Raw genomic sequence first — 12421 nt, forward strand, 5'->3', positions numbered from 1 at the left:
GCATGGAAGCGGACGAGATCGCGGGCCAGGCCGAGCCGCGTCCCCTGGACGGGGTCGGCGAGCCGGATGCCCTGCAGCGGCTGTGGAACCCGCATCGGATGGCATACATCCTCGGCGAGAACAAGCCGACCGGGCCCAAGGCCGAGGACGGCTGCCCCTTCTGCCGCATCCCCAACCTCGGCGACGACGAGGCCGCGCTGATCGTCGCGCGCGGCACCTCGGTGTACGCCGTGCTGAATCTGTACCCGTACAACCCGGGGCACGTGCTGATCTGCCCTTACCGGCACATCGCCGACTACACGGACCTGACCGAGGACGAGGCAGCCGAGTTCACCGCGTTCACCCAGGACGCCATGCGCGCGGTACGCAAGGCGTCGAGTCCGCACGGTTTCAACCTCGGCATCAACCAAGGGGAGGTCGCGGGCGCCGGCATCGCCGCCCACCTGCACCAGCACGTCGTCCCGCGCTGGACCGGCGACGCCAACTTCATGCCCGTGGTCGGCCGCACCCGCTCGATGCCGGTGCTTCTCGGCGACACCCGCCGCCTGCTCGCCGAGGCCTGGCCGACCTCGTCAGGGGGCTGAGCCCGCGGCGGCGTCCTTCTCCAACTGCTCCAGGGTGTCGCGGTAGGTGTGGAAGAGCGGGATGCCGAGTTCGTCGGCGATCCGCTTACTGGCACGCAGATGGTCGAGTGCCTCAGCTGAACGGCCGGTCGCCAGGCAAGACATGCCGATCTGGGCCAGCGCTTGCGCCTCGCCGTGCAGGTTCCCGCTCGAGACGAACTCCGTGAGGCTCTCGCGGCACAGCGCCTCGGCGCCGACGTTGTCCGGCGGGTCCAGCCTGTTCAGTGTGCCGGCGAGCTGAACCAGGGTGCTGCCCAGATAAACCCGCGCTGCCGACTGCCTGCTGAGATCGACGGCCTTTCTCAGGATCGGGACGGCGTCGGCGGCGCGTCCGCTCGAGTTGAGTGAGGCCGCGACATTGATGCGGGGCACGACCCCCAGGTCCTCCCTGCCGAGTGCCTCGAACAGTCGCAGCGCCTGCTGGCCGTGGTCAAGGGCCTCGTCGAACCGCTGGGCACGATGGTAGGACGTGTTGAGATTCGAAAGCAGCCTCGCCTCCTCAAGCTGGTCCCCGTCTTGGCGTGCGTACTTCAGCGACAGTTGCCCGGCATCGATCGCGTCGTCGAACCGGCCCGCTTCGGCGAGCGCGGTGCTCTTGCACCGCAGCATCAGGTTGCGGCCGGCTGTGTCCTGGACGGCTTCGGCACACCGCAACCCGATTTCGGCGAGCACGAGGCGATCGCCCGCTATGCCTCTGAGCTCCGTAAACGGCCACATGACGACGGGCAGCAGCCATCCGTACGTCGGCAGCCCCTCGCGCTCGGCCGCACTCACCGCCGCGAGCAGGTTTTCACGTTCCAAGTCGTACCAATCCAAGGCCTGCTGCACCTCCGTCATCAGGAGGGGCGAGGCTGAACCGACGCGTGGTGGAAGTTCCTGGCCCTGCCAGATCGGATGGGCGACAGTAGCGGCGTCGCGCGTGGTGGCCGCGAACCAGTAGAGCAGCCGTTCCATCGCCTCGTGACGCGTCGGCCCCGACTCATCCCGCTCTGCCAACTCGCGCGCGTACAAGCGCATCAGATCGTGGAATCGATAGCGGCCCGGATTCGGCTCCATCAGCAGGCTGTGGGCCACGAGCGAGCCCAGCACCTCGGCTGTCTCCGCAGGTTCGAGGTCGAATGCGGCGGCAGCGGCGTGTGCGCCGAACTCGATCCCTGGCATGAGGCCCAGCAGACGTAGGGCGCGTCTGCACGTCTCTGACAACGCTGCGTAGGAGGACTCGAAGATGTCCGTCAGGCCACGCTCGTCGTCACGCAGGTTTCGTAGCCGCCCACCTTCCGCGCGCAGCAGCGCCGCGAGCGATGCCACCGAGAGCGACGGATCGTGGCGCAGCCTGGCGGCGATGATCCTGAGCGCGAGCGGGATGCGGCCGCAGAGTTCGACCAGATCGTCGAGAGCTGGGTCGTCCGTCTGTATTCGGTTCTTCCCGGCCGCCACGTACAGCAGGTCGCGGGCAGCGGCGACGGGGAGCACATCGAGGCGGAACGCGTACGCGCCACGCAGATCCGCGAGCCGTGCGCGGCTGGTAATCAGTGCCATGCAGCCGGGCACTTCGGGCAGCAGCGGGCGGACCTGTTCGGCGGACTCGGCGTTGTCCAGCACGACCAGGGTCCTGGTCCCGGTCAGTCGTTCCTGCAGCTGAACGGCCCGGCCGGCCGCGTCGGCCGCGATGTGCTGCTCGGACAAGTCGAGCGAGCGCAGCAGGTAGCCGAGCGCGGCGTGCGGGTCGAGCGGCTCCAGATCCCTCGTGTGGCCGCGCAGGTCGATGAACAGTCGTCCGTCCGGGAACAGGCCGCCGAGCTGGTGCGCCACGTGGACGGCCAGCGCGCTCTTCCCGACGCCGCCGAGACCGTCTACGGCCGAGATCGAGACCGCTCCCGGCGAACGTATACCGTCCTGTTCCGCAGCGGTTTTCGCCAGCGCGAGGAGCCGATCCACCTCGGACTCCCGGCCGGTGAACAGGCGGGTGTCGGCGGGCAATTGATTGCGTGCCGAGTCGTCGCGAAGGATGCGTTCGTGCAGTTCTCGCGTCTCCGCGCCCGGTTCGAGAGCGAAACGCTCGTCCAGTGTCCGGCTCAGCGCGCGGTACACGTCGAGAGCCTCACCCCGCCTGCCGCTGCGGTAGAGCGCGAGCATCAGTTGCCGATGAAGCGGCTCTCGTTCCGGTTCTGCTTTCGCCAGTCCACGTAGTTCCGGGATGAGCTCGACGTGCTTGCCGAGATTCAGCTCCGCCTCGCCACGACCGAGCACTGCCGCCCAGCGCTCTTCGTCCAGGCGCAGCACTTCGGGGAGCCCCGCGAGCGCGGGGATGTCGGCCAACGGAGCGCCCCGCCACAACTTCAGAGCAGCGGAGTAATGCCGCGAAGCCGTGCCCCAGTCACCGTTCGCGGCCGCGGCTCGTGCCGCGGCATTGTGGTCGGCGAATACATGCAGGTCCAACTCGCCGGGTTCGACCTCGATCAGGTAGCCCGGAGGCACGGCTCTGACACGGTCGCCCGCGCCCGGCAGCGCCTGGCGTAAGCGGGTGATCTGGTTGTAGATGCGCGCATCCGACCGGTGGTCGCGCTCTACCGTCCACAGCAGATCCACTAGTCGGTCAAGCGAGACGACGGTTCCGGCCTGCAGCAGCAAGGCGGCGAGAAGCGTCTGCCGGACCTTGCCGCGGATCTCGATTTCGGTTGCATCGGCTGTTCCGTTCGTGTCGGCTGTGGTGGTGACACGGAGCGCACCGAGCAGCGAAAACCTGATCGAGCCCATCGCTCTCCTTCCCTGTCTGGCCATAGCCGATCCACGCGGTGCGCACAGCGTAGCCGACAGTACTGACAGCGCTGCGGCCTAGACTTGGCCGCGTGAACGATCTTCAACTCGAACTGCCGACCGGGGTGCTGATCGCGGGGGACGCGGCCGCACTCTTCGCCGACGCCCGCCCGATTCTCGAGGGACTGCCGACCGGTTGCTTCCCGGCGGCGGCTCGGGACGGCGGGTTGGAGGTGAGGCTGACGGAGCCCGAACCGGTCGCGTGGACCGAGGTTGCCGTGCTGGCGACGCCGAGCGGGTACGCGGCGCTGCTCGACGCCGCCGCGCTGGCCGATTACACGGATCTGGGCGACGAGCCGGTGGACGAGTTCGAGTTGCTGTCCGAACGTTTCGAAGACGCCGACGTCGCACGCTTCCAGGGTGTGCTGGCGGTGCGAGGTGTCTCAGGGCGGGCGACGCTGCGGCTTGGTCGCGACGTATCCGGTGCCATTAGTCGGATTACTCTGCGCTTCTCGGGCTGAATCTTCCCAACATAAGGGTCCGTTGATCACGACCCGAATAAGATCTCCGATTCCATGCACCAAAGCCGGATTTCGTGCGTTCTCCTGGATACACGGCAATGAATCGGGCTGAAAGGTGTATCAGGGGACATGGACGGATGGATTGCCGGATCGGTCGGAGTACGGGCCGGTGCATGGATCGGCGTACGGGTCGGGGAGTGGAGCGCGCGGGGCGGGTCGGGCGGGCGAATACGCCTTCTCCGCCCCGCGATCTCGGCCGCCGCACGACTTCTGCGAGCGCGCGCCGGCCGACTGCTCAGTGCGGGGACGGGCCCTCCGTCCCGAGCGCCCGCAGGCGTGCCCTCACTTCGCCTCGGCCTCGATGACCTTGGCGGCCAGGCTCGGGGGCATCTGCTCGTGCCGCAGGTAGCCGCGGGTGAACTGGCCGGTGCCGTGCGAAAGCGAGCGCAGTTCGACCGGGTATCGGGCCAGTCCGGTGGCCGGGACCTCGGCGCGTACCAGCGTCCTGCCGTTGCTCACGGGCTCGGTGCCCAGCACGCGGCCGCGCCGTCCGCTCAGGTCGCCGAGCACCGCGCCGACGAACTCGTCGGACAGCGTGATCTCGACCGCGTCGACCGGCTCGAGCAGCGCCGGCTTGGCCTGTCCGGCGGCGTCCCTCAGCGCGAGGGCGCCGGCCGTCTGGAAGGCCATGTCCGAGGAGTCCACGGAGTGCGCCTTGCCGTCCACGAGCGTCACCCGCAGGTCGATGACCGGGTACCCGGCGAGCACTCCGCGCTCCATCTGGGCCCGCACGCCCTTCTCGACGGAGGCGATGAAATGCCGGGGTACCGCGCCGCCGACGACCTTGTCGACGAACTCGAAGCCGCCGCCGTTCGGCAGGGGTTCGACCTCGATCTCGCAGATCGCGTACTGGCCGTGGCCGCCGGACTGCTTCACATGCCGGCCGCGCCCCTTGGCCGCGGCGGCGAAGGTCTCCCGGAGCGAGACCCGGTGCGGCACCGTCTCCACCGCGACGCCGTAGCGGTTCGCCAGCCGGTCGAGCAGCACGTCCCGGTGCGCCTCGCCGAGGCACCACAGCACCAGTTGGTGCGTCTCCGGGTTGATCTCCAGCCGCAGCGTCGGGTCTTCCGCGACGAGCCGCGAAAGGGCCTGCGAGAGCTTGTCCTCGTCCGACTTCGCGTGCGCGGTGACGGCCACCGGCAGCAGCGGATCCGGCATGACCCAGGGCTCCATCAGCGCCGGGTCCTCCTTGGCGGAGAGCGTGTCGCCGGTCTCGGCGTGCGCCAGTTTGGCGACGGCGACCAGGTCGCCCGCGACCGCGAACTCGACCGGGCGCTGGGTCTTGCCCAGCGGGCTCGACAGGGCGCCGACCTTCTCGTCCACGTCGTGGTCCGGATGGCCGCGCTCGGCCATTCCGTGTCCAGACACGTGCACCGGCTGGTCGGGGCGCAGCGTGCCGGAGAAGACGCGCACCAGCGAGATCCGGCCGACGTAGGGGTCGGAGGTCGTCTTCACCACCTCGGCGACCAGCGGGCCTTCCGGGTCGCAGCTGAGCGGGGCCTTGGGGTCGCCTTCCGGAGTCGTCACGGCCGGGATCAGGTGCTCGCCGGGCGCCGGGAAGCCCTGCGTGACCAGCTCGAACAGCTCCTGCGTTCCGACGCCGGAGAGCGCCGAGACCGGCAGCACGGGATAGAAGTGCCCGCGCGCGACGGCCGTCTCCAGGTCGTCGATCAGAACCTTGACGTCGATTTCCTCGCCGCCGAGGTAGCGGTCCATCAGGGTCTCGTCCTCGCTCTCCGCGATGATCCCCTCGATCAGCGCGTTGCGCGCGGGCTCGATCAGCTCCAGATGCTCAGGATCCGCCGCGACGACCGTGCGCCCCCCGCCGCTGTAGTCGAAGATCTGCTGGCTGAGCAGACCGATCAGCCCGGCCACCTGCTCCTGGTCGTCGAGCAGCGGCAGGTAGAGCGGGGCCACCCCGTCGCCGAACACCCGCTGGCAGATCAGCACCATCTCGTCGAAGTCGGCGCGGGCCGCGTCCAGCTTGGTGACCACCACGGCGCGGGGCAGGCCGACGGCCGCGCACTCCTCCCAGAGCAGCTGGGTCGAGCCGTCCAGACCGTCCAAGGCGGAGACCACGAACAGCGCGGCGTCCGCCGCGCGCAACCCGGCGCGCAGGTCCCCGGCGAAGTCCGCGTAGCCCGGGGCGTCGAGGAGGTTCACCTTGACGCCGTCCACCTCGATCGGCGCGGCGGCCAGGCTCACCGAACGGCCGAGCCGGTGCTCGATCTCCTCGAAGTCGGAGACCGTGTTGCCGTCCTCGATCCGGCCGGTCCGGCCGATCGAACCGGCAGCGGCGAGCAGGGCTTCGACCAGCGTCGTCTTCCCCGCCCCGGTGTGCCCCACGAGTACCACGTTCCGAATGGCCGCGCTGCGCGTCGGGGCACACGCGCCCCCGGCCCCCGCTTGGCCTCCGTGACCGCCACCTTTTTCAGCCATGGCCGCACCTCCGAAAGTGATCGTTTGGTAACGATTCGTATGACAGGTAGACAACTCCTCTTTGCGGAGTGGCACAACCTCAGACACCAGCGTTTCACCCGGGCGCCGGGGAGGTGAAATTCGCGCCCACCGTGCTGTCCAATACCATGGGCGCCGGTCCGCTCAAGCGGGCCGGAAACCGCCGACCGTCGCCGATGCTGGGATACCTCACCGATGCTCAATCGCTACGCGCGGGCATTCTTCACCCGTGCCATCACGCCCACCGCACGGCTTCTGCTGCGGCTCGGCGTCGGCCCGGACACGGTCACCCTGATCGGCACGCTCGGCGTGTGCGCCAGCGCGATCCTGCTCTTCCCGCGCGGCTGGATGCTCGGCGGCACCCTCGCGGTGACGGCGTTCATCTTCTCCGACCTGCTCGACGGGACGATGGCCCGGCTGTCCGGCCGCGTCTCGAAGTGGGGCGGGTTCCTGGACGCGACGCTGGACCGCTTCGGCGACGCGGCGATCTTCGGCTCGCTCGCCTACTACTTCGCGGTGCACCAGAAGCTGGGCATGTTCCTGGCCTGCATGATCTGCCTGATCTCCGGCTCGGTCACCTCGTACGCGCGGGCGAAGGCGGAGTCCCTCGGCTTCCGCTGCGACGTCGGCTACGTCGAGCGCGGCGAGCGGCTGGTCGGCTCGCTGGTGTCCACCGGTCTCGACGGCCTCGGCGTGCCGTACATCCAGGCGATCGCCTTCTGGGCGCTCGCCGCGGGCTCGACCTGCACGGTCATCCAGCGGATGCTGTTCGTACGCAAGCAGGCGCTGGCCCTGGCCGCTGCAGGGCAGGGCGGCCTGCCCGACCCGAACGCCCCGACCGCGGCCGGCGCCCCTGAACCAGAGCCCGCCGTGAACGACCAGGAGACCCCGTGAGCGACTTCGATGGGGAACAGGGATTGAACAGCCTCGCGCGCGGGGTGGGGGAGGCGTCGTGAGCGACCTGAAAGACGAGCTGGCCTACCGCGCGTACGCGACCGGGTGGGCCGTCGTGCGGCACCTGCCGGAGCGTGCGGCGTACGGCCTGTTCCGGCTGGCCGCGGACCGTGCCTGGCGCAAGCGCGGCAAGAGCGTGCTGCGGCTCGAAGCCAACCTCGCGCGCGTGCTCGGGCCCTCCGCCACCGAAGACCAGATCCGCACCGTGTCCAAGCAGGGGATGCGCAACTACCTGCGCTACTACTGCGACACGTTCCGGCTGGAGACCTGGTCGCGCGAGCGCGTGAACGAGACCTTCATCGTCGAGAACGAGCAGATGCTGCGGGACACGCTCGCCTCGGGCCGCGGCGTCGTCCTGGCGCTCCCGCACATGGGGAACTGGGACCATGCGGGTGCCTGGGCCGCGACCGTCGGCGACGGCTTCACCACCGTCGCCGAGCGGCTCAAACCGGAGAAGCTCTTCGAGCGCTGGCTGCGCTACCGCGAGTCCATCGGCATGGAAGTGCTCCCGCTCACCGGCGGCACCGGCACCTTCGCCGGCCTGATGCGGCGGCTGAAGTCGGGTGGGATGGTGTGCCTGGTGGCCGAGCGCGACCTGACCGACAGCGGCGTGCCGGTCGAGTTCTTCGGCGAGACGACTAAAATCCCCGCTGGGCCGGCCGCGCTCGCCCTCGCGACCGGAGCCGCGCTGTGCCCGGTCACCCTCTGGTACGGCGAGGGCGTGCAGTACGCCAAGGTCTGGCCGGAGCTCGAGGTGCCCGCCGAAGGCAGTAAGCAGCAGAAGACCGCACAGCTGTGCCAACGCGTCGCCGACACCTTCGCCGAGGGCATCGCCGCGCACCCCGCTGACTGGCACATGCTGCAGCGCCTCTGGCTCGTCGACCTCGACCCGGATCGCGCCCCCAAGCCCATTAATAACAGGCCCGCAGAAGGGGACGGCGATACGAAGGAGAGCGGCGGTTCGGACGAGCGCGATGAGTCGGGGGAGAGCACCGGTCCGCCGGAGGCGTCGGCCGAGCCGCTGTCGGCCGATCGGCTGTCGACCGATCCACCGTCGACCGATCCACCGTCGACCGATCCGCCACCGAGCGATCCACCGTCGACCGCGACTTCCACAGCCCGCGGCTCTGCTTCCGCGTCTCCGAACACATCGCTCGCGGTCGAGGCGGACGGCGCGCGGTGAGGATCGGGATCGTCTGTCCCTATTCCTGGGACGTGCCGGGGGGCGTGCAGTTCCACATCCGCGACCTCGCCGAGTACCTGATCAAGCTCGGGCACGAGGTGTCCGTGCTCGCGCCTGCGGACGAGGACACCGAACTGCCGCCCTACGTGCAGTCCGCGGGGCGGGCGATCCCGGTGCCGTACAACGGGTCGGTGGCCAGGCTGAGCTTCGGCTTCCTGTCCGCCGCGCGGGTGCGGCGGTGGATTCACGACGGCAATTTCGAGGTGCTGCACGTCCACGAGCCCGGCACGCCGTCGCTCTCGCTGCTTGCGTGCTGGGCCGCGAGCGGGCCGATCGTGGCGACCTTCCACACCGCGAATCCGCGCTCGCGGGCGATGCTGGCCGGCGCGCCGATAGTGGCCTCGGCCATGGAGAAGATCAACGCCCGGATCGCGGTCAGCGAGTACGCGCGGCGCACGCTCGTGGAGCACATAGGTGGGGACGCCGTCGTGATTCCCAACGGAGTGGACGTCGGGTACTTCTCCGCGCTCCGGCCGCGACCCGAGTGGCAGACGCCGCCGGATCAGCGGGATGACGGCGGCACGATCGGCTTCGTCGGGCGTTTCGGTGAGCCGCGCAAGGGGCTTTCCGTGCTGCTCGAGGCGTTGCCCGCGATCGTGGCGGCGCGGCCGCGTACCCGGCTGCTGGTCGCCGGGCGCGGGGACGAGGACGAGGTGCTGCGGAATGTTCCGGCGCACGTGCGCGAGCACGTCGAGTTCCTCGGCATGGTGAGCGACGAGGACAAGGGGCGGCTGTTCCAGTCCGTCGACGTGTACTGCGCGCCGAACACCGGCGGCGAGTCCTTCGGCATCATCCTGGTCGAGGCGATGAGCGGGGGCGCCCCGGTGCTCGCGAGCGATCTCGACGCGTTCTCGCTGGTGCTGGAGGGCGGCGCGGCGGGCGCGATGTTCCCGAACGGGAATTCGGCGGCGTTGGCACGCGAGGCCCTCTCGCTGCTCGGCGATCCGTCGCGACGCAGGGCCCTGCGTGCCGCGCAGAGCGAGGCGGTACGCAAGTACGACTGGTCGGTCGTGGCCGGCGACATCCTGTCCGTCTACGAGATGGTCACCGAGTCCACGGCCCACGTCACGGCCGAGAACGCCGGCACGCGATGAGGCGGCCTGCAGATGATGGACGTCGGCGGCATGTGGCCGCGCGTGCGGCGCAGGGGCTCGGGTGCGCGATGAGGCGGCAGCGGGGACGGTGGACGTCGGTGGCGGGTGGCAGTACGTGCGGTGACGGGGATCGGCAGCACCTGATGAGGCGGCGCGGCGACGGTGGACGGCGGCGGCATGTGGTCGCGCGTGCGGCGACGCGGACCGGAGGTGCGCGATGAGGCTGGTGCTGACGCAGTACTCGGGGACGGTTGTCCTCGTCGCGGTGCTGGTGATCCTCTTCGGGCTCTATCTGAGCTGGACGGCTACGCGGCTGGACCGGCTGCACGTGCGGCTTGACGCTGCGCGGGTGGCGTTGGACGCGCAATTGCTGCGTCGGTCCACCGCGGTGCTCGAGTTGGCGCGCAGTGGGCTGCTGGATCCGGCTACGGCGCTGATCCTGGCGTCCGGGGCGCGGGCGGCGGAGATCGCGGCGGCGGATGAGCGGGAGGCTGCGGAGTCGGCATTGACCAGGGACGTGCGTGCGGCGTTCGAGGATCCGGCGCAGGGGGAGCATGTGCGGGCGCATCCGGACGGGCCGGACCTGCTCGACGAGCTGGGCAAGGCGATGCGGCGGGTGCAGCTCGCGCGTCGCTTTCACAACGAGTCGGTGCGCGCGGTGCGGCTGCTGCGGTCGCATCGGATGGTGCGGGCGTTCCGGCTCGCCGGACGTGCGCCGGACAAGCCGAGCTTCGAGATCGACGACGAGCCGCCCGCAGTCTTCGACCGCTGAGCCGGGGTGGGTCGGCGTGTGGGTGGGGTTCCTGGGCCCGACGGCTGTCGGCTTCACCCACTGAGCTGGGGTGGTCGGCGTGTGGGTGGGGTTGGCGTGGCCCGATGACCGTCGGTTTCGACCGCTGAGCCGCGTGGATCGGCGCGGGCGCGGGTTTGGCGTGGCCCGATGACCGTCGGCTTTGTCTGTTGAGCCGACTGCTCGGGCGCAGACTGTAAGTCCGGTCGGGGCAGCTCCCGACACGGTGCGAACCGATCACCCGATGACGTCATCGTAAGATGGTGGGGTATCCCTTACGCCCAAGACGCTCCGAGCGAGGTAGACGTGTCCAGCAACCCCACCGAATCGGCTCAGGCGCCGCAGCTTGGCACCGCGCGGGTCAAGCGCGGAATGGCCGAGATGCTCAAGGGCGGCGTGATCATGGACGTGGTCACCCCCGAGCAGGCGAAGATCGCCGAGGACGCCGGCGCGGTCGCCGTCATGGCCCTGGAGCGGGTCCCGGCCGACATCCGCAAGGACGGCGGCGTGGCCCGCATGTCCGACCCGGACATGATCGACGGCATCATCAGCGCCGTGTCCATCCCGGTGATGGCCAAGGCGCGGATCGGCCACTTCGTCGAGGCGCAGGTGCTGCAGTCGCTGGGCGTGGACTACGTCGACGAGTCCGAGGTGCTCACCCCGGCCGACGAGACGCACCACATCGACAAGTGGGCCTTCACCGTCCCCTTCGTCTGCGGCGCGACCAACCTGGGCGAGGCGCTGCGCCGGATCGCCGAGGGCGCGGCGATGATCCGCTCCAAGGGCGAGGCCGGCACCGGCAACGTGGTCGAGGCGACCCGGCACATGCGGCAGATCCGCGCCGAGATCCGCAAGCTGGGCACGCTCGACGAGTCCGAGCTCTACCTGGCCGCGAAGAACCTGCAGGCCCCGTACGAGATCGTGGCCGAGGTGGCGCGCACCGGCAAGCTCCCGGTGGTGCTGTTCACCGCCGGCGGCCTGGCGACGCCGGCCGATGCGGCGATGATGATGCAGCTCGGCGCGGAGGGCGTGTTCGTCGGCTCGGGCATCTTCAAGTCCGGCGACCCGGCCAAGCGCGCCGCCGCGATCGTGAAGGCCACCACCTTCCACGACGACCCGGACGTGCTCGCCAAGGTCTCCCGCGGTCTGGGCGAGGCCATGGTCGGCATCAACTGCGACACGCTGCCCGAGAACGAGCGCTACGCCAATCGCGGCTGGTAGTGGGAACAGGTAACCGAAGCACGTGAGAGACGACGTGACGATCGGCGTGCTCGCGCTGCAGGGCGACGTACGCGAGCATGCCGAGGCCCTGGAGGCGGTCGGCGCGCGCGCCGTGGCCGTGCGCCGGGCGAGCGAGCTGGACGCGGTCGACGGCCTGGTCATCCCGGGTGGCGAGTCCACCGCGATGTGGAAGCTGGCGGTCGCCTTCGACCTTTTCGACCCGATCCGCAAGCGCCTGGACGAGGGAATGCCCGCGTACGGCTCGTGCGCCGGGATGATCATGCTGGCCGACCATGTGCTCGACGCCGCGGCCGGTCAGCAGACCTTCGGCGGCATAGCGATCACGGTGCGCCGCAACGCCTTCGGTCGGCAGGTGGACTCCTTCGAGGGCCCGATCTCCTTCACCGGGATCGACGGCGAGCTGCACGGGGTGTTCATCCGGGCGCCGTGGGTCGAGTCGGTGGACGAGGGCGCGAGCGGTGTCGAGGTGCTCGCGCGTGTGAGTGGTGGTGCCGCTGACGGCAGAGTTGCGAGCGTCGCGGGCGACTCGGAATACGGCGGCGCGGTTCCAGGTAGGATCGTCGCCGTTCGGCAGGGGAATCTGCTGGCGACGTCCTTCCACCCGGAGCTCACCGGGGACCACCGGGTCCACGGTGTGTTCGCGGAAATGGTGCGGGCGGCGCGCTGAGCAGACTTTGGTT

The 12421-nt window shown here is 69.8% G+C and carries 10 protein-coding genes; 8 read left to right on the top strand and 2 right to left on the bottom strand.

Going from position 1 to position 12421, the window contains the following annotated elements; translation table 11 throughout:
* Positions 1-2 precede the first annotated feature (2 nt).
* Complete coding sequence (locus VG296_RS03445; protein WP_325562946.1) at positions 3-584, top strand: HIT domain-containing protein; 582 nt, start codon at positions 3-5, stop codon at positions 582-584.
* Here VG296_RS03445 and VG296_RS03450 read toward each other — a convergent pair.
* On the bottom strand, positions 573-3380 hold the full coding sequence (locus VG296_RS03450; protein ID WP_325562948.1) for an AfsR/SARP family transcriptional regulator: 2808 nt from the start codon (positions 3378-3380) through the stop codon (positions 573-575). The two genes, VG296_RS03445 and VG296_RS03450, sit on opposite strands and share 12 nt — an antisense overlap.
* A 92-nt stretch (positions 3381-3472) precedes the next feature.
* On the opposite strand from VG296_RS03450, the gene VG296_RS03455 reads away from it, so the two are divergent.
* A complete protein-coding gene (locus tag VG296_RS03455; protein ID WP_325562950.1) occupies positions 3473-3901 on the top strand; it encodes a hypothetical protein in 429 nt (142 codons plus the stop codon).
* Positions 3902-4243: 342 nt separating this feature from the next.
* Here the strand turns inward: VG296_RS03455 and VG296_RS03460 are convergent, their stop codons facing one another.
* Positions 4244-6400: an elongation factor G-like protein EF-G2 gene (locus tag VG296_RS03460; protein ID WP_325562952.1), complete on the bottom strand. Its 2157-nt coding sequence runs from the start codon at positions 6398-6400 to the stop codon at positions 4244-4246.
* Positions 6401-6613: 213 nt separating this feature from the next.
* Between VG296_RS03460 and pgsA the strand changes: the two genes are divergently transcribed.
* The 6 genes from pgsA (at position 6614) to pdxT (ending at position 12408) form a co-directional block, all read left to right on the top strand.
* The gene (pgsA, locus tag VG296_RS03465; RefSeq protein WP_325562954.1) at positions 6614-7312 is read left to right on the top strand and encodes a phosphatidylinositol phosphate synthase; all 699 of its coding nucleotides are present in this window, start codon (positions 6614-6616) and stop codon (positions 7310-7312) included.
* Positions 7313-7370: 58 nt separating this feature from the next.
* Positions 7371-8555 (top strand): phosphatidylinositol mannoside acyltransferase, encoded by a 1185-nt coding sequence (locus tag VG296_RS03470; RefSeq protein ID WP_325562956.1) that lies wholly within the window; start codon positions 7371-7373, stop codon positions 8553-8555.
* Positions 8552-9709 (top strand): glycosyltransferase family 4 protein, encoded by a 1158-nt coding sequence (locus tag VG296_RS03475; protein WP_325562958.1) that lies wholly within the window; start codon positions 8552-8554, stop codon positions 9707-9709. Before VG296_RS03470 ends, VG296_RS03475 begins: the two co-directional genes overlap by 4 nt.
* A 217-nt stretch (positions 9710-9926) precedes the next feature.
* Complete coding sequence (locus VG296_RS03480) at positions 9927-10481, top strand: hypothetical protein (RefSeq protein ID WP_325562960.1); 555 nt, start codon at positions 9927-9929, stop codon at positions 10479-10481.
* A 324-nt stretch (positions 10482-10805) separates the two neighbouring features.
* A complete protein-coding gene (gene pdxS, locus VG296_RS03485; RefSeq protein WP_325562962.1) occupies positions 10806-11720 on the top strand; it encodes a pyridoxal 5'-phosphate synthase lyase subunit PdxS in 915 nt (304 codons plus the stop codon).
* A gap of 22 nt (positions 11721-11742) precedes the next feature.
* Positions 11743-12408, top strand: a complete 666-nt coding sequence (gene pdxT, locus VG296_RS03490; protein ID WP_325562964.1) for a pyridoxal 5'-phosphate synthase glutaminase subunit PdxT — start codon at positions 11743-11745, stop codon at positions 12406-12408.
* The last annotated feature ends 13 nt before the right edge of the window (positions 12409-12421 follow it).

The sequence above is a fragment of the Actinospica sp. genome (assembly GCF_035552695.1).
Lineage (GTDB): Bacteria > Actinomycetota > Actinomycetes > Streptomycetales > Catenulisporaceae > Actinospica.